We start from the raw sequence: 18,197 nt of genomic DNA, 5'->3' as shown, positions 1-18,197 counted from the left end.
GGGGAGGGTAAGGGATGAACTGGCTCAAGCAGCCGAAAGACAAGCTGTTGGCAGTGCTCGCCGTTGCGCTTTTTATGGGTGTCGCCTTGATGATGGCCGAGGAACGGCAGCAAGGTTCCGGGATCTGGCCGGGACAAGAGGCGGCGCCCACGTCGGCGACACCAGCGGCGGAAACCGGGAGGACAGGCCGGGGCTCGGAGTTGGCCGCCCAGGAGCGCCTGCTGAGTGAACGTGTATCCGGCGCTGTTTCCAAGATCGAGGGGGTCGGCGCCACCGAGGTGGTCGTCAGCCTTGCCCAGGGCACCCAGTCGGAATACGCCACCAACAGCAACGCCAACAACAAAAAGATCGAAGAAAAAGACAAGTCCGGCGGCACGCGGGTGACCTCGGACAACACGGACAGCCGCACCGTTGTGGTGGTGAAGGAAAGCAGCGCCGCTAAAGAACAGCCAGTCGTCGTGCGGGAACTGCGCTACCAGGTGGCCGGCGTTCTCGTCGTCGCCGACGGCGCCAAAGACGCCAATGTGCGCCAGAACATCAGCCGGGCCGTTTGCACCCTCCTCGATATACCGGCTCATAAGGTGAGTGTCTTCCCACGGGAGGAAAAGCAATGAAGATCCGGAACATCAAAAAACCGTCCTGGCTGCCCAGTCCGCCCCAGCGGCCGGTCCGCAAGGTCCTCGCCTTGCTGGCGGGCGTCCTGGTCCTGTCCGCCGGTTTCTACAGCGTCTACTCGATGAGCGATCTCGTCTTTTCGGTGGCTTTACAAGAAAGCGATCGGCTCTTCAGCGATCAGGCTTCCTCCAACTCGGCATCGCCGGTTGTCCCGACATCCCCTTCGGCCTCCACGGCAACGGCGGGTCCCGCCCTGCCCAACCCCGGCCAGTTCCAAAACAAGGGGCAGGACTTTTTTTCAGAGTACCGGATGGAGCGGGAGCGCGTCCGCAGCCAGCAGATCGAGATCCTCCAGGAGATCGTCCGCAACGACCAGTCCTCCGGTGAGACGCGCAAGGAAGCGCAAAAAAAACTGCTCCAGATCAGCGAGCAGATCAAAAAAGAGATGGAAACAGAGCGGCTGCTGATCGCCAACAGCTACCGCGACGCCGTCGTCCTGATCCAGCCTAACACCGTCTCGGTGATCGTCGCCGCCAGGGAACTGACGCCGGCCGACAAGGGCAAGATCGCCGAACTGGTGGCCCGTTCGACGGGCCTCAAAACCGGTGGGATATCGGTGATGAACCGCTGACGCTAGGGCACCTCCGGCCCATTTCGACAGAGAGTCGTTTATTTGATGGGGAAAATCGGTTATTCTGTATACATGGAGAATCACGCCTTGCGTCTGAATCGTCCGAACTCTATAATATATGGTAAGTGCCTAGCATTGTCGCTAGCTTATAACTCAGGAGTTGTCACTCCAACAACGCCCTGAGTTTCTATTTTGTCCGGAAGCGGCGGAACCACGACCCGGACGCCGTGCCGCTCGGAGAGACGGAGGGAATCAAGTGCAACAGCAACGTAGGGTAAAGATCACCGAGACGACACTGCGGGACGGCCACCAGAGCCTGTGGGCCACCCGTATGCGCCTGGAAGACATGCTCCCCATCGTCGAAAAAATGGACAAGGTAGGCTACCACTCCGTAGAGGTTTGGGGCGGCGCGACCTTCGATGTCTGCATGCGTTACCTGAACGAGGATCCCTGGGAACGGCTGCGCATCCTGAAAAAACATTTCCGCCGGACACCGTTGCAGATGCTCCTGCGGGGCCAGTCCCTTGTTGGTTACACCCACTACCCGGACGATGTGGTCGAAGCCTTCGTCCACAAAGCCGTCGAAAACGGCATTGACATCATCCGCATTTTTGACGCCCTCAACGATATCCGCAACATGGAAGCGCCCATGCGCTATGCCAAAGAAGCCGGCGCCCATGTGCAGGCGGCCATCGTCTACACGATCAGCCCCGTCCACACGATGGAGCACTATGTGGAAACGGCCGTCCAACTGGCCGAGCTGGGCGCCGACTCCCTCTGCATCAAGGACATGGCCGGTCTGCTCCTGCCTTTCAAGTCGCGGGAACTGGTCACCATGATCAAGGAGAAGGTGAACCTGCCGCTCCAACTGCACACCCACTACATCGGCGGCATGGCCGTCGGCGCCCTCTTAAAAGGTGTCGAAGCCGGCGCTGACATCATCGATTGCGCCTCCCTGCCGCTGGCCTTCGGTCCTTCTCAGCCTCCGGTGGAGACGCTGGTGCGGGCCTTCGAAGATACCCCGTACGATCCGGGCCTCGACATCCACCGCATCTTCGAGATCACCCAGTACTTCGAGGACCTGCGCAAGCGCCTCGGCTACAAGCGGGGGATCACCGGCCTCAACGACATGCTCGTCTTCGACCACCAGGTTCCCGGCGGCATGATCACCAACCTGATCACCCAGTTGGAAGAGCAGAAAGCCCGCCATCGCTTGAACGATGTCTTGAATGAAATGCCCAAGGTGCGGGCCGATTTCGGCTACCCGCCCCTTGTCACCCCCACCAGCCAGATCGTTGGGACCCAGGCTGTGCTGAACGTCCTCACGGGCGAGCGATACAAACTGGTGCCCGGCGAAGTGAAGGGCTATGTGAAAGGTCTCTACGGCAAGCCGCCGGCACCGATCCGGCAGGATATTGTGACCAAGATTCTCAAAGAGGACAAACAGATCGACTGCCGTCCCGCCGACCTGCTGGAGCCGGCCATGGACCGTGTCCGTCGCGAAATGGGCCCCCTGGCCCAGAGCGAAGAAGACGTCCTGTCTTACGCCCTGTTCCCGCAGGTGGCATTAAAGTTCTTTGAATACCGGAAAAACCCGCATGCCCATGTGGTCGCCCCGGTCGTTCAGAATCAGGAAGAACCACTGGCCCCCCAGACTGGGGGGGACCCGTCCGCTCCCGTCAGAGGGAAAGTGCAGAAGGAGGATACGAAGGTGAACGTCCAAGAAATCAAAGAACTCATCCAGGTTCTGAACGGTACAGATATTGCTGAACTGCAAGTGGAGAGCGATGGCGTCAAACTCTCGATCCGCAAGGGATCGGCCATTCATGCTCCTGCCGCCGTCGCCCCCGTTGTGGTCGCCGCACCTGTCGCCGCCGCCCCCGCGCCGACGGCTGAAGCTGCCGCGCCTGCGTCGAAGCCGGACGCTGACCTGGCCAAAAATCCGAACGTTGTCGCCATCACCTCGCCCATGGTGGGCACCTTCTACCGTGCCCCAGCCCCCGATGCCCGCCCCTATGTGGAAAAGGGCAGCAAGGTGGACAACGGCACGACCGTCTGCATCATCGAAGCGATGAAGCTGATGAACGAAATCGAAGCTGAGATCAAGGGTACCATCGTCGACATCCTCGTGGAAAACGGCGCGCCCGTCGAATACGGCCAAACCCTTTTCCTCGTTGAAAAAGCCTAAGGGGGCGCCGTAATGGGATACCACCATAGCCTCTTCAATAAGATCCTGATCGCTAACCGCGGCGAGATCGCCGTCCGCATCATCCGCGCCTGCAAGGAACTGGGCATCCAGACGGTCGCCGTCTACTCCGAGGCCGATAAGGACGCCCTCCATGTGAAACTGGCCGATGAAGCCTACTGTGTCGGACCGGCGCCCTCGAACCGCAGCTATCTGAACATCCCCAACATCATCAGCGCCGCCACCGTATCCGGCGCCGAAGCCATCCACCCCGGCTTCGGCTTCCTCTCGGAAAACGCCTACTTTGCAGAGATCTGCGAAACCTGCAAGATCAAGTTTATCGGCCCCAGTTCCAAGGCCATCGAGTCCATGGGCTCCAAGGCCGTGGCGCGGGAGACGATGATCAAGGCTGGTGTCCGCGTCGTTCCTGGTTCCGAGTCCATCGTCACCTCAGAGGAAGAGGCTGAAAAGATCGCCGAGGAAATCGGCTATCCGGTCATGATCAAGGCCTCAGCTGGCGGTGGCGGTCGAGGCATGCGCATCGCCCACTCGGAAAAAGACCTTTTTAACGCCCTCCAGACGGCCCAGGCAGAGGCGGAAGCCGCCTTCGGCAACAAAGCCGTCTACATCGAAAAATACATCGAAGAGCCGCGCCACATTGAATTTCAGATCATGGCCGACCAGTTTGGCAACACGGTCTACCTGGGCGAGCGCGACTGCTCTATCCAGCGGCGCAACCAAAAGCTGCTGGAAGAAGCTCCGTCGCCGGCCCTCTCGCCGGAACTGCGCAAGGAAATGGGCGAACAGGCCGTCCTGGCCGCCAAGTCTGTCAACTACGTCAACGCCGGCACCGTCGAATTCCTGCTGGACAAGCATGGCCATTATTATTTCATTGAGATGAACACCCGTATCCAGGTTGAGCATCCGGTGACCGAGATGATCACCAGCATCGACCTGATTAAAGAACAGATCCGCATCGCCGCTGGCGAGCCCCTGGGCTACACCCAGGAAGACATCGTCATCAAAGGCCACGCCATCGAATGCCGGATCAACGCCGAAGACCCGGCCCGCAACTTCATGCCGAGCCCCGGCAAGATCACCGCTTATCATCCCCCCGGTGGTCTGGGCGTCCGCCTCGACAGCGCCGCCTACGCTGGCTACACCATCCCGCCCACCTACGACTCCATGATTGGCAAGCTGATCGTCTGGGGCCGGGACCGCAACGAAGCCATCGCCCGTATGCAGCGCGCCCTCGAAGAATTCGTCATCGAAGGCGTCAAGACCACCATCCCCTTCCAGCAAAAAGTGCTGGGCAATGCCTTCTTCCAGAAGGGTGAAGTCTACACGAACTTCATCCAGTCGAGGATGACGGGGGAGTAGGGCAGGCGAGTTGCGCTGACAGGGACAATAAATGAACAAGAAGGAACCCAGCCACGTTTTCTGTGGCTGGGTTCCTTTTTTCCTTCATACCGCGGATGGCCCGCAAGGCGCGTTGGGCCTTGGGATCCGTGCTTTCTGTGCGAAAGGCGCTGACCAGTTGGTCCATGGAGATGAAGCGCACTTTGTATCCCTTGTCTACGGCGGCGCTGCCGATCGCGACGGAGAGATGGGTCTTGCCGGTGCCGGGAGGCCCGAGAAAAAACAGGTTGAAGGCATCATCGATCCACTGCATGGTGGTCAACTGTTGGATATGCCGCTTTGAGATCGCGGCTTGAAAGGCAAAGTCAAAGTCCTCCAGGGTGCGCATGTAGGGAAAGCCGGCTTGGCGAAGGCGGGATTCCATCGCTTTCTCATCTCGGCGGTTCTTGTTACAATGGCATTGCTTTTTTTCTTGGGTACCGGCCGCAAGTGCTCGCGCTCTATTGCGTACACTTCGGCGGGTACTTTTTTTGTTATGCCGTGGATGTTGGCGTTGGCGGTGCGTTCGAGCCAAGCCAGGCATTCCTCATTGACATGATCGATGTCTTTGAACGTGCGGTGGGGGATGAAGTTGTACTTTCCGTACTTGATGAATGCTTCGATCCGGCCCTTGCTTTCCGGGTCGCTTTTTCGACAGAGGTGGACGCTGAATCCAACGGCTTGCCGGTACACCTCAAAGGTTTCCGTCAAGAGAATATCGCCGTTGTTCTCGCTGACGACCATGAGCTTGTCCTGGTCATATCCCTGTATTGCCCTAAAATATTCTCTTCATATACGCATCGATGCTATAATTTCCAAAAAAAACTAGGGGTGAAAAAATGAAACAAATTAGAGAAAAGAGACGCTCCCATTGTGTTTTTCGGATTGGAATAAGTGAAAGCGATGGCAATTTCTTGAACGGCAAAAGAGACATGTTCATTGTGATTGGCATGGCAAGCGCGTTATTAGTCTTGCTAAACCAACCTTTAGGATTATTGACGAAGATGGTTTCGAATAAGCTAACCTCGCCTGAAATAGAAGCAGATAAAAATGTGTCTTTAAAGAACGAATTCCAACGGTTTAACAAAGACTATACATTATTATGACGATCATTGGGGGATGCTATCATTGGAAAAGCATAAAGTATTGACTTTTGAAAATATACTCATAAAACGGTATTATTCAAAAAATGGATATTACAATAAAATCATAAGAACCTGCATAAAAAATGGAGGTGTTAGGCACTCTTGCAGGTGGCATCGCTCATGATTTCAACAACATATTATCTATTATAATCGGCAATGCAGAAATGACGTTGGAAGGTCAATGCTCGGATGAGAAAACCTTGCACTATCAAAAGCGAATCATTCGAATGGGCCTCCATGGTCGGGAATTGATACATCGTCTTTTGGTTTTTAGTCGTCAAGCAGAGTCTCAAAAAAAAGTTTTGCCCTTATCGAAATTAATCAATGAATGCGTTGAGTTAAGTATTTATTGAAGTTTACAGCTAAGAAATATAATCAGACTTTGATAATCATAACACATGATATAAATGTTGCTTCGATGGCAGATAGAATAATAACTATTACAGATGGCACAATTGTCTCAGATAAATATCTCGTGAAGAGCTAATATAAAGTACACGGAACCAACGAAGTGCAGTGAGGCAATAGACCACCGTCCGGTTATGCTTGTGAATCACGCTCAATGCCTTCCCAACTGACGATCAGCGTTAAAATAGCGGTGTAAATCAGTGATTCAACAACATCCACCGTCATCGAACGAATGTGTTCGAGCTTTCGGTCGCAAATGGCAAAACGGGTTTATTTAGTCCAATACTTATCTAAATGACTTCGAAACAGAGTGTAACATTCCGTTAAAAAACATTTGAGCTAACAAAAAAAGAACGCTTCTTACCATTGTAGGGATTATATTATCCGTAGCACTTATATCAACCACAGGACTTCTATTTAAAGGAATGCAGGCTGCGCAAATCGAACAAGTAAAGAATGCTGAGGGGTCTTTTCACTTAGTGTATACCAATGTAAATGACAGTCTACTCACACAGATAAAGAATAATCCTAAGGTCAGTAGATACGGGCTTCAAAATGTACGTAAAAATATTAAATTGGGAGATAATATATTTGTTGATGAAATAATAGCAACAAATAATGCTTTGGAACTCCTTACCTATAGGGCGATAGAGGGTAAATTGCCAGAAAAACAAAATGAAATTGCTATAGAAAAATGGATACTGGAGCAAATTGATAAAAATGCGAAAATAGGATATAAAATTAATTTCAATAATAATGAATATACTTTAGTAGGAATATTAGCGAATGGGGAAGGAAGTCAAAGGACTAATACCGGTGTGGTTTTATCTATAGATAATAACATTGATAAAGAAAAATCGGCATTACTGGTAGAAATTAGTCAAAAAACAAATTTTAGAACTGCTCTGCAGGAATTAAGACTACTAACGGATGAACGGTTTATACTTGAAAACGGCAGATTAATTATTGTGGAAGGTGGTGGCGATGAAGACGCTGGATCTGGATTTGATGTGCTTAACATAGTTAGTATTATAATCGGAATAGTTGTAACATGCACTGTAGCAGTGATTTACAATACATTTCAAATAAGTATTGTGGAGCGAATTAAGCAGTTTGGCCTTTTGAGAATCGTAGGTGCTACTCGCAAGCAGATTAGGGGAATCGTAGCTAGAGAAGCTACGATCATGGCAATTGTTGGGATTCCCTTAGGGTTGTTATGTAGTATTCTCTTTATTTTTTCAATAGCTATTCTCTTTAGAGTAATAGCTGTCGACTCATCTTTAACGATGAAACCAGTTATAGACTATACCGTATTAGGAATCAGTTCTGCGTTAGGTTTGGTAACTATATACGCATCTGCATTGATGCCCGCAATATTTGCGGGTAAATTATCACCTATAGTTGCGATAAGCAGTAGAGTATCCATTGTAAAGGAAAAAAACATAAGAACAAAAAATATAATTATTGAAAAATTATTTGGTTTTGAAGGAATAATGGCTGCTAAGAATATAAAAAGAAACAAAAATAAGTATAGAATTACCGTATTTTCCATAGCAATTAGTATGGTTTTATTTGTTACCTTTAACTATGCTATAGATCTAGAATCAAAGAGGTCGCTAATTTCTAGTGAAATGGAGAAGATGGATTTTTCCGTGATTCCTTCTATTACTCTTATAAAAGAGGAAAACAAAATTAATAAAGATTTAATAGATAAAATAAAAACGTTAGACTTTGTAGACAAAGTTTATGGGGATTATGGTATATACTTTTTTGATGCTGCAATAAGCAAAGATGCGGAGATTAAAGAGGTTCAGTATATGGGTGACATAAGTGATATATATAAAAAAGCAATCATTGATGGAAGTGAGAAAACAGTCATTCAAAGCATGGTATCTGTTTATGATAGAGAATCCATGGAGATTGCGAGAAAATATGTAAAATCAGGAACAATAGATTTGGAAAAGATAAACAAGGAAAACGGGGTAATTTTAGTTGAAAAAAGTTATCATTTTACAGGGGAAAAGACCTACGTTGGCCCTATGGCTAACCTAAAGCTTGGGGATGAAGTAGATCTCCAAGATAACAATCGTAAGATAGGAGAAAATAAACTTGATTTTGGCAGAGGGCAAATAAAAACGGTAAAGATTATGGCAACAGTTCAAGTTGAACCCTTTGGTTACATGGGAAATATGAGAGGAATACAGTTGATTACAACAGAAGAGGTGGCAAAAAATTTAACTAAAGATATATTGATTCAACCTGTAAGTTTAGGTATTAAGATTCATAATGGAATTATCGAGGCTCAGAGTAAAGTTTCAGAAGGCACGAAGTTTAGTATTACTTTTATTAAGTACTAAATGATGCAAATGTCAGCGACGCCTGTCGGCGGTATCCAGTAATTGAACTATCAGGTACTGAGGTCTTCCCGCATCCATATTAAAGTTTTGATTAAAAAGATTCTCTGCAACAGGAAGTTTATGGTTTGAATTCGTGGTTGCTTTATATTTCCGGGGCCGGATAGATCGAATTCTGTTTTCACGCATCAGAACGGTGTCCACGTTTTTGACTGCAAGGTTGTTCTTCCCGAATGTCTGCTAGGATCTTGTCCACTCCATAAATGCCACCGCTGGCTTGATGTCTCTCTTTAATCGCTTCGACCAATTAATCGTCCAATTGCTTTCTCTGACTGGGCTTTCGGTTTATCCAATTATAGTAATCGCTCCGTGAGACTTCAAATAGTTGGTACATCTTCTTCACCGGATGTTCGGATCTTTGTTCCCGGATAAACCGGTACGGCTTTTGCTTTTTACGATAGCCACAGCGGGAGCGCTAACTTGCTCAATTATGGGAAAGTGTGTAAATTGGAATTTGTTCGATGGAATTTACCGTCTTGAGGTGTGGAACTGGTTACGAGATGGTATGAACGCGATTGAGGAGTAGTTATCGGTTAGTCTTTTTTGCTGTAGCGGCTTACCCCTTATTGACAGAAACGCGCGTACTGTTTTTCCGCCATGTCATACCTTCCGATTACAAAGGGATAGACGCCATGTTATAATGAAAAAATAGAGCTCATCACTTGGGAAGAAGCAGCTAGAAATACAGCTTGACATCGAACGTTCCATTTATTGGAGGGAAGACAATGTCGATACTAGATAATATTATCGAGAAGGCAGAATTTTACCAATTGTTAAATCCACTTGATTCATGCATTTTTATAACAGACGAAGAAGGAACCATTGTTCATTTTGTCCCGCCGAAAACATTTCACCTTCAAGTGGCAGTTGGCTCGAAGGTTGCTCCGGAAGGCTCTGTGGCGAAAGCGCTAAAGACGAAAAGCGAAGTCCGCATGTCTCTGCCAAAAGCGCTTTACGGGGTGCCGATCAAGTCCATTTGCCTGCCCATTTTTGATGAAGGCAAGCTCGTTGGGGCGATTGCGACAGCGACCAGCCTGACAAATCAGGAGATATTAGAAAATGCGGCCCAGTCAATTGCGGCAACGTCTGAGCAGATCAGCGCATCTTCAGAAGAAGTGGCCGCGACAGCGACGGAGCTGGCCAACAATCTGTCTATGTTGTCAAAAAACGGAGACAACATTTTTAACCAAGTAAAAAAGACGGACGAAATCCTTCGATTCGTCAGTGATGTTGCGGCGAACTCGAATTTATTGGGGCTCAATGCTGCCATCGAAGCCGCAAGAGCAGGGGAGCAAGGACGAGGCTTTGCCGTTGTTGCCGAGGAGATCCGAAAAATGGCAGATAATAGCGGCAAGGCAGTGAAAGATATCAATCAAATACTCCTTTCCATTCAGAAGGATATCAAGGACATGGTCGACGTATTATCGAAAACGGCAAATTTAGGAGAACGACAAGCTGCCGCGACAGAAGAAATTGCTGCCTCCATGGAGCAATTAGTCACAACGGCAGATAACATCAAAGAAATCGCCACATTTCTTTAATGTTGAGGTCGCGACTGCCAAGTCGAATCGATTTTCATTCTCTTTTCAGGCAGATAGGGTATAACAGAGATGCCGATAGAAACAGGTTCAATAGCAAAGATTGGGGATGGAGGCGCCAGATGAAAAAAGGAACAGTGAAGGCCGTCGCCTTGTTGGCGACGGCGATTTTGAGCGCCAGCATGATCGCTGGATGTGGACAATCCACCAAAACGCCGGAAACCATAGCGAGTGAAAGCAGCAAAGGCGCACCGGGCAAAGAAAAGGGCAACATGCCAGCCCCGCCTACAGGTGGGGAAATGGAAAAAGCGAATACAGCCCACATCAAACAGAAGTGGCTCGATGTGCCCTATGCGAACCTGTCAGCGGCCCAAAAGCTGGATATCTACCTGCCCAATGAGGGGAAGGGTCCCTTTCCCGTCATTCTATCGATTCATGGCGGCGGATTCATGTTTGGCGATAAGGCCGATGGACAGCTGACGCCCATGTTGGAAGGGCTCAATCGAGGCTATGCAGTCGTCGGTGTGAACTATCGTTTGAGTGGAGAAGCTCAATTTCCAAAACAGATCAATGACATCAAAGCGGCGATTCGCTGGATTCGCGCAAATGCCGAGCGCTATCAACTGAATCCCGATAAGATCGCTGTCTGGGGAGGCTCGGCTGGCGGCAATCTCTCTGCCTTGGCCGGCACCTCTGCCCACGTCAAAGACCTGGAAGACCTTACTTTAGGCAATCCGGAACAGTCGAGCCAGGTGCAAGCCGTTGTCGATTGGTTTGGGCCAGTCGATTTTCTTAAGATGGATGAGCAATTCCGCGTCAGTGGGAAGGGAACGCCCAACCACAACAACGCCGATTCCTTTGAATCCAAGCTGATTGGGAAGCAGATTACAGAAGCGCCCGAGTTGGTGAAGGCGGCTAACCCCGAGACCTATATCACGCCGGACGATCCGCCCTTTTTCATTCAACATGGCACAGAAGACAAGATGGTGCCAACGGAACAGTCGGTGAACTTTGCAAAACGCCTGGAGAGCCTTTTGGGCAAAGAAAAGGTCACCTTGGAATTGATCGAGGGAGCTGGACATGGCGATCCCCTGTTTTCGAAGGAGCAAAATGTGAAAAAGGTTCTCGATTTCCTTGATGCCCAGTTGAAGGGCTAAAATAGGAATCAAAAACCGCCCAAAAAAACAACCCGCCCCCAGCAGCAGCAGGGAGGCGGGTTGTTTCCTGTTCAGATAGGCTCTTCCGATGGGATATCGAAAGAATGTCTTCTTTTTCGCAAATCAAAAAGATGCCTGCCTTGTCAGGGCGAGAAGAATCACGATATGATTAGGGACAAGGCATCCATGCATATTTCGATAAAAGGAGCTCATCATCATGCCGGTCTGTGAAGTTGTACACGTGGACAAGGACAAATGCACCCATTGCCTCGCTTGCATACAGGTGTGCCCGATCAAACTCTGCAATATTGTCCGTCCTGATTCGGTCGACATTGATCATCAACGGTGTATCGGTTGCGGCGAGTGCATTCGCGTCTGTCATGAAAAAGGTCATGATGCACGTACTGGCGTCGATGATATCATATCGAGAATTTTTGTCGTGACCTTGACGCCAAGACGCCCTTGGCCATCTTGTTAGCGCCTGCGGCTGCAGTCAACTATCCGGAAAAAGTACCCCAACTGATCGGCGCACTCAAACAGTTAGGTGTTCAGGCCGTCTTTGATGTAAGCCTTGGTGCCGAAATCACGACGCGGGAATATGCGAAGCTCATCCAATCGGGTGCCAAAGGGCCGATCATCGCCCAGCCTTGTCCGGCGATTGTTGCGTATATCGAAGCTTGTATGCCGGAACTGATCCCTTATCTCGCGCCAACCCAGTCGCCGGCGCTTCACCTAGCCCTTTGGATTCGCGCTCAAGACGCCTTCCGTCATCTCAAGCTGGCTTTTGTCGGTCCGTGTCTTGCTAAGCGAAAAGAGTTTCAAGATCTCCATACCCATGGATCCATTGCGTATAACATCACTTTCACCTCCCTTGATCGCCTCTTGGCGCAAAAGGGACTGTCTCTTACTCAGGCAACTGCGGCAGCTTTCGACAATCCTTCGCCGGAGCGGGCCGTCGTCTTTCCCCAGCCGGGCGGTTTGACCGAGACATTACAGCGTTTCGGCTTATCGATCCCGCCTTATGAGATCGTCCGTGTAGAAGGTTCCCCGGAGGTCTATGCGGAATATCTCCCGGCATTGAAAGAAGAGATCCGCCGTGCAGAGGCGCCGTTGCTTGTCGATATTCTCAACTGCCGTCATGGCTGTTGTGCCGGCCCAGCAGTAACTCATCAACTGGGTTTGTACGAGATGCAAAAAGTGCTCTATCAGCGACGACAGAAGCAGCAAAAGGAGCACAAGCACTCTTTTTTCAGCAAAGAGAAGGATGTTCTCGAACGGTTCTATAAGGAGCTCGATCGAAAACAAATCGACTTCTCTCGCGCGTATGGGGATGGCTCCGAGGATCGTGCGCACCAATCGCCAAGTGACAGTGAAGCGGAAGTCATTTGGATATCGATGAATAAGCTGACCGATGCGGATCGGCGGATCCATTGTGCTTCCTGTGGGTATGGCAACTGTCAGGATATGATGCTTGCCATTCACAACGGCCTGAATGATCGCAAGAACTGCAAGTATTATCTGGACAAGGAGACGGAGCGCCAGATGGCCCTCGTCGCTGAACGAGCGCAAGAAGCGGAGGTATTGGCCCAACGCTCTCAGGAAGACAAGGAACGGGTTCAACAAGTGAACCAACAAATGGTAGCGGTCAACCGGCAGATTGCGCTCACGATCGAAGAGATCACTGGTGCGAACAGCAATCTTTCAGCCAGTTTGCAAGAGATCAGCGCCAGTGCGTCTGAGGTGGCAAAACACATGGCCGATCTTGCGAACCATGCCGAGCACATTCGCGAGCAGACCCGTTTTTCAGAAACCATGATCCAGCAGATTGAGGCGATTTCCAGTCAAACTGATTTGCTCGCCTTAAATGCAGCCATTGAAGCGGCCCGTGCAGGCGAATCGGGCCGAGGTTTCTCGATTGTCGCTTCAGAGGTGCGAAAGCTGGCCGAGCAGTCGGCACAGGGAGCGCAACAGCTTCGGGACTACCTGCTGTCGATCCGCCAGCAATCGGAACAGTTCGATCAGAAAACACTAGCACTACAGGTGATTGCCGATCAGATCGAGCAAGTCATTGCGGCGACGGTTCATGACAGCCTAAACATTACAGAACAGGCGACCCAGTTGCAGGCAGAGACCCAAAAAGTTCTTCTCCGATAGAGGGAAGGATCTGCTTTGTTCATCGGGAGAAGTGATGTATCTGTGGCCGGAGGGAGATTCCCTCCGGTTATTTTTTGGAATCTGTGAGGTGTTGAAGGAGTTTCTTGTTTGTTGTTGAACTTCATATGCATACATCTTGTCGTAACGAGAACTATTTGCAACCGTAGAAGGGAACGGTGAGGTGCAGATGAATGACTCCTCGTTGCTACGGAAGACACTGGTCCTCGTCCTGTTGCCGACGTTGCTCATTTTCATCAGCTTGATCGGCTTTGTTACCTATCGATCACAATCGGTAGCCCAGGCCAATGCGGAGCAGTTGGCAGAGCATCTTGGAAAAGAAAAAGCCAATATTCTCAAAGCAGAAATGGAACTCGCCCTTGATGCGGCCCGGACGATGGCCAACTCTTTTGAGGGAGTTGGCGAAAGCCAAAACCGCATCACCCGCCAGCAAGCTAATGATATCCTTCGTGGTGTGTTGAAGAACAGCTCGAACTTTTTTGGCGTCTGGCTTTGTTTTAAACCGAATGCTTTTGATCAGCAGGACCATCTCTTTCGCAATCAGCCAGGTCATGATGCGACGGGGCGTTTCATCCCCTACTGGTATCGCTCCGAGGGCAGCCTGAAGATGGAGATGCTCGTTGACTACGATAAACCGGACGCAGGCGATTACTACTTATTGGCGAAAAATAGCGGGGAAGAGACGGTTTTGGAACCGTATCCGTATACGGTCGACGGGAAGGCCCATCTGATGACCTCGGCGGTCGTTCCGATCAAGGTGGGAGGAAAGGTTGTTGGGGTCGCTGGTGTCGATTTCTTATTGGCGTCCTTGCAAAGCCTTGTCAAAGATATTCAAGTTCCCGGTGGCGGCCATGTGATGACCTTATCCAACAAGGGGAGTTTTGTCACTTATCCCGATGAGTCTTGGCTAGGGAAAAACATTCGCGATATGGATGATTCAAAAGACGTAGCTGCAATTGTGCAGGCGATTCAATCGGGAAAAACACACAGGGCGATCAGTGAATTTTCAAATCAAAAGGGGGAGATCTTCAAGGTCTTCGTCCCGATTGAAATCGGCAGAACCCACACGCCCTGGTCTTTCGCGCTGGCCTTCCCGATGGAGGCGATTATGGCTGATTCCCGTTCGGCTGCGAAGACGGTCCTTGCTCTAAGTGCCCTAGGGATTCTGTTGATCGTCGGTGCTGTATACTTGGCGATTCGTTCGATTGTCAAACCCATTGAAGCCTGCGTGGCGTTCAATGAAACGGTTGCGGAAGGGGATTTTTCTGCTAATGTGCCAGAAGCGTTCACTGGGCGGAAGGATGAGCTCGGAAAACTGGCTCGTGCCAATCAAAAGGGAGTCGAAAATGTTCGAGCGGTGCTCCAGCAGATTCGCATGACATCTCAAACACTGTCCGAATCGTCGCGCCAACTTTCGGCGCTGGCTCAGAATTACTCTGCCATGACGGAAGAGATCATTGCTTCGACCGGCGAGGTTGCCTCATCCATGGAAGCCATGTCGGCTACGACAGAGGAAGTGGCGGCTTCCAGCGTGGAAACGCAAGGGATCATGCAGAAGATGCGCCAACTTGCCCAAGAAGGGCAGGGGAAGTCGATGGCATTCGACCAAAAAGCGCGAGAGATCGGACAGGATGTGAAGCAAGCCCATCGCAAAGCCCAGGATACCTTTGCTTCGCTCAAGCAAAAACTGGAACATTCGCTTCAGGAAGCGCGTGTGATCACCCAGATATCGGGTTTGGCTGATTCCATATCGAACATTGCCGAGCAAACGAATCTGCTCGCGCTGAATGCGGCCATTGAAGCGGCTCGTGCCGGCGAACAGGGTAGAGGTTTTGCTGTTGTCGCAGAAGAGGTGCGCAAGCTGGCCACAGCGTCAGCGACGGCTGTCGGCGGTATCCAGCAGTTGACCCACCAGGTGCTGCTTGCGATAGAAGCGCTGATCGCCAATGCGAACCAACTGCTGCAGTTTGTGAACAGCGATGTCAATGTGGACTATGAAAAGTTCCTGAACATCAGTCTCCAGTATCAACAAGACGCGCAGGAATTTTTCCAGGTCGTCCAGGCGATCGCCGACGGTTCCCACAAGGCGCAGCACGCGGTGGAAGAGGTTGCGACTGCCATAGAATCGGTGGCGGCTTCCGTTGAAGAAAGCACAGCCAGCACAATGGAAATTGCGCAGGGTTCGGAGCAATCAAAAGATTCGTTGCAAGATGTGGTCCTTGCGGTGGAGCGGTTGAGTCAAGAAGCGGAACAATTGACGATGCTGATGGGGAAATACAGGTTGTGAAGATGACGCTGCCGAAACCATAGCGAGGGAAAGCGGCAAAGGCGCACCGGCATCCAGGAAGCAAACGAGTCCAAAAGAGACACCGCAAAAAAGAAATAGCCCGCCTCCCTATAAGTCAGCAGGGAGGCGGGCTATTTTCTGTCTGCGCTTCTGAATGAAAGACGCACGGTTTCTGATACGATATAATAGATGTAGTCGAAGCAACCAACAGACCTGCCAGTTCTTTGGAGGTGAGTTCGTGAAAGGGATTTTGATTTCTGGGTTGCGCATCTTCCTATCCAGTTCGCTCGCGCTTACGACTTTTCTGGCGACCTATCTGTTGAGCGGATTTGAATTCGTGGCCGCCCTGGCCCTTGGCGGCGTGACCTATTTCGTCACATCCAAGGGGATTCAGCGCCGGTTCGCCTTGCCTCCCGCCCCGCATCCACTGACCGATGGTGCCGATCCCCATTACCTGGAGAAAACCCACAAGGAAGCCCGCCGCAAGTGGAAAATCATCGGGCGATATCGCTTTAAATTCCGATCCCTCTCCATCTGGTTCAAAGTGACCCGTCTGTATAAACTGGCCGAACAGATCCTTGCCATCACGGGGAAAGACCTCAGACAAATCAGCAAAGCGCAGGCTTTTTTCAACCATTATCTCGACGCTACCGTCACGATCTTGGAAAAATATTCGCTCCTGTCTAGTCAACCCATTTCCAACGATGAGATTCGCGGCGCCCTGGAAAAGACACATGCGGGATTGCAAGACCTCATTCACGCCTATGAAGAACAGTTAAACAATCTCCTCGCCAAAGATTTGCTGGAACTGGATGTGGAAGTCGACGTCTTGAAGCAGACCCTTGATTCGAAAGGAGAGAAAAAATGACCAGCGCCAATCCAAAAGATCCCTTTGCCATCCCAGGTCCCTTCGACCAAACCCCTGCGCCGTTGACCCCCGACGTTTTGCTGACCGACCCATTGTTGAGCGCCCCCACACCGCCCACGTCACCCGGCTTGTCCACCGCCCCAGCCTCAACGGGCAACTCGCCCGCCGCGCCTGCAGTGACGGTGGCCGCTCTGCCAGCCGCTCAGCAACAAAAAGCCCTTGCGCTGGCCAAACAGATCGACGCCAAAAATCCGCAAACACTGCTTCAGTACGGCTTGCCAGTCCAGTCCGAGCTATCCCGTTTTGCCGACAACATCCTCGATCATGTTCGGACGAAGGATGCCGGCCCCGTTGGGGAAATCATCGGCAATCTGATGGTGAAGCTCAAAGAAGCCAACCCCGATGACCTAGTGGAGTCGAAAGGCGGCTTCTTAAATAAGTTCTTCGGTTCGGCCAAACGTTCCGCCGAAAAGGTCCTGGCCCGTTATCAGACCTTGAGCGCCGAGATCGACCAGATCAGCCACCAGTTGGACAAAGCGCGCCTTCAACTCCTCCGCGACGTTACCTTGCTCGAAGCCCTGTATCAGAAAAACAGGGAGTACTTCGGCGAACTGAACATCTACATCGCGGCGGCCCAGCATAAGCTGGAGGAACTGCGCAGCCAGACCATCCCTCAACTGCAACAGCGGGCGGCTCTCAGCAACGACACCGCCGTCGTCCAGGAGTTGAATGATCACCTCCAATTTGTCGACCGGCTGGAGAAGAAGGTCCACGACCTGTTGATCAGCCGCGCCGTCACCTTGCAGACAGCGCCGCAAATCCGCCTGATTCAAAACAACGATCACGTGCTGGTGGAAAAAATCCAATCGTCCATCATGACGACGATCCCCCTCTGGAAAAACCAGATCGTGCTCACTTTGACCTTGCAACGGCAGCAGACGGCCCTGGCCATGCAGCGGCAAGTCGCCGACACCACCAACGAACTGCTCCTGCGCAACTCGGAGATGCTCAAGACCAATACCATCGGCGTCGCCCGGGAAAATGAGCGGGCCATCGTCGACATGGAGACGTTGAAAAAAACGCAGGAAAACCTGATGGAGACGCTGGAGGAAACCTTGAAAATCCAGCAGGAAGGCCGCATCAAACGCCGGGAAGCCGAGACGGAACTGGCCCGCTTGGAGCAGGATCTGAAAAACCGCATGGCTGCCATGATCACTGGCGCCCATCGGCCGAAATGACATGGTCGTGCTGCCCTTGTAGGGAAAGGTTCGCCAAAAAGAGCCTATTCGAAGTACACGTTGATGAAACCGAGTGAATGAAAAAGCGACATGAAAGAGTCAACCCGTTGCGGTTGGCTCTTTTTCATGTCGCCTATCGTT

At 51.0% G+C, this 18,197-nt stretch carries 16 protein-coding genes and 1 pseudogene; 16 read left to right on the top strand and 1 reads right to left on the bottom strand.

What is annotated here, in order from left to right; genetic code table 11:
- Nucleotides 1-14 precede the first annotated feature (14 nt).
- From AC0CW1_RS08445 to accC, 4 genes are all read left to right on the top strand, one after another.
- Nucleotides 15-614 (top strand): stage III sporulation protein AH, encoded by a 600-nt coding sequence (locus AC0CW1_RS08445; protein WP_488182624.1) that lies wholly within the window; start codon nucleotides 15-17, stop codon nucleotides 612-614.
- Nucleotides 611-1,246 (top strand): SpoIIIAH-like family protein, encoded by a 636-nt coding sequence (locus AC0CW1_RS08440; protein ID WP_488182623.1) that lies wholly within the window; start codon nucleotides 611-613, stop codon nucleotides 1,244-1,246. Before AC0CW1_RS08445 ends, AC0CW1_RS08440 begins: the two co-directional genes overlap by 4 nt.
- 256 nt (nucleotides 1,247-1,502) lie before the next feature.
- Nucleotides 1,503-3,434 (top strand): acetyl-CoA carboxylase biotin carboxyl carrier protein, encoded by a 1,932-nt coding sequence (gene accB / locus AC0CW1_RS08435; RefSeq protein ID WP_488182622.1) that lies wholly within the window; start codon nucleotides 1,503-1,505, stop codon nucleotides 3,432-3,434.
- A gap of 12 nt (nucleotides 3,435-3,446) precedes the next feature.
- Nucleotides 3,447-4,811 carry an acetyl-CoA carboxylase biotin carboxylase subunit gene (gene accC, locus AC0CW1_RS08430; RefSeq protein WP_488182621.1) on the top strand — a complete coding sequence of 455 codons (1,365 nt, stop codon included), beginning with the start codon at nucleotides 3,447-3,449 and terminating at the stop codon, nucleotides 4,809-4,811.
- Here the strand turns inward: accC and AC0CW1_RS08425 are convergent.
- On the bottom strand, nucleotides 4,783-5,373 hold the full coding sequence (locus tag AC0CW1_RS08425) for an ATP-binding protein (RefSeq protein ID WP_488182620.1): 591 nt from the start codon (nucleotides 5,371-5,373) through the stop codon (nucleotides 4,783-4,785). The genes accC and AC0CW1_RS08425 overlap by 29 nt on opposite strands.
- On the opposite strand from AC0CW1_RS08425, the gene AC0CW1_RS08420 reads away from it, so the two are divergent.
- From AC0CW1_RS08420 to AC0CW1_RS08365, 12 genes and pseudogenes are all read left to right on the top strand, one after another.
- A complete protein-coding gene (locus AC0CW1_RS08420; protein ID WP_488184186.1) occupies nucleotides 5,280-5,672 on the top strand; it encodes a hypothetical protein in 393 nt (130 codons plus the stop codon). The two genes, AC0CW1_RS08425 and AC0CW1_RS08420, sit on opposite strands and share 94 nt — an antisense overlap.
- On the top strand, nucleotides 5,669-5,935 hold the full coding sequence (locus AC0CW1_RS08415; RefSeq protein ID WP_488182619.1) for a hypothetical protein: 267 nt from the start codon (nucleotides 5,669-5,671) through the stop codon (nucleotides 5,933-5,935). The genes AC0CW1_RS08420 and AC0CW1_RS08415 overlap by 4 nt, the downstream gene beginning before the upstream one ends.
- Nucleotides 5,936-6,057: 122 nt before the next feature.
- Nucleotides 6,058-6,327, top strand: coding sequence for a histidine kinase dimerization/phospho-acceptor domain-containing protein (locus AC0CW1_RS08410; protein ID WP_488182618.1), 270 nt, complete (start codon nucleotides 6,058-6,060; stop codon nucleotides 6,325-6,327).
- Nucleotides 6,321-6,461 (top strand): annotated as a pseudogene (locus AC0CW1_RS08405) (ABC transporter ATP-binding protein); the annotation flags it as partial. The gene AC0CW1_RS08410 and the pseudogene AC0CW1_RS08405, both read left to right, overlap by 7 nt.
- 286 nt (nucleotides 6,462-6,747) lie before the next feature.
- Nucleotides 6,748-8,739 (top strand): ABC transporter permease, encoded by a 1,992-nt coding sequence (locus AC0CW1_RS08400; RefSeq protein ID WP_488184117.1) that lies wholly within the window; start codon nucleotides 6,748-6,750, stop codon nucleotides 8,737-8,739.
- Nucleotides 8,740-9,521: 782 nt separating this feature from the next.
- Nucleotides 9,522-10,337 (top strand): methyl-accepting chemotaxis protein, encoded by an 816-nt coding sequence (locus AC0CW1_RS08395; RefSeq protein WP_488182617.1) that lies wholly within the window; start codon nucleotides 9,522-9,524, stop codon nucleotides 10,335-10,337.
- A 119-nt stretch (nucleotides 10,338-10,456) separates the two neighbouring features.
- A complete protein-coding gene (locus tag AC0CW1_RS08390) occupies nucleotides 10,457-11,491 on the top strand; it encodes an alpha/beta hydrolase fold domain-containing protein (protein WP_488182616.1) in 1,035 nt (344 codons plus the stop codon).
- A gap of 217 nt (nucleotides 11,492-11,708) precedes the next feature.
- On the top strand, nucleotides 11,709-11,969 hold the full coding sequence (locus AC0CW1_RS08385) for a 4Fe-4S binding protein (protein WP_488182615.1): 261 nt from the start codon (nucleotides 11,709-11,711) through the stop codon (nucleotides 11,967-11,969).
- Nucleotides 11,954-13,645 carry a [Fe-Fe] hydrogenase large subunit C-terminal domain-containing protein gene (locus AC0CW1_RS08380; protein ID WP_488182614.1) on the top strand — a complete coding sequence of 564 codons (1,692 nt, stop codon included), beginning with the start codon at nucleotides 11,954-11,956 and terminating at the stop codon, nucleotides 13,643-13,645. The genes AC0CW1_RS08385 and AC0CW1_RS08380 overlap by 16 nt, the downstream gene beginning before the upstream one ends.
- A 232-nt stretch (nucleotides 13,646-13,877) precedes the next feature.
- A complete protein-coding gene (locus AC0CW1_RS08375; protein WP_488182613.1) occupies nucleotides 13,878-15,950 on the top strand; it encodes a methyl-accepting chemotaxis protein in 2,073 nt (690 codons plus the stop codon).
- Between the two features lie 238 nt (nucleotides 15,951-16,188).
- Complete coding sequence (locus tag AC0CW1_RS08370; RefSeq protein ID WP_488182612.1) at nucleotides 16,189-16,818, top strand: 5-bromo-4-chloroindolyl phosphate hydrolysis family protein; 630 nt, start codon at nucleotides 16,189-16,191, stop codon at nucleotides 16,816-16,818.
- Nucleotides 16,815-18,056: a toxic anion resistance protein gene (locus AC0CW1_RS08365; protein WP_488182611.1), complete on the top strand. Its 1,242-nt coding sequence runs from the start codon at nucleotides 16,815-16,817 to the stop codon at nucleotides 18,054-18,056. The genes AC0CW1_RS08370 and AC0CW1_RS08365 overlap by 4 nt, the downstream gene beginning before the upstream one ends.
- The last annotated feature ends 141 nt before the right edge of the window (nucleotides 18,057-18,197 follow it).

The organism is Heliomicrobium sulfidophilum (assembly GCF_057715735.1).
This window is presented reverse-complemented; position numbering and strand designations above follow the sequence as displayed.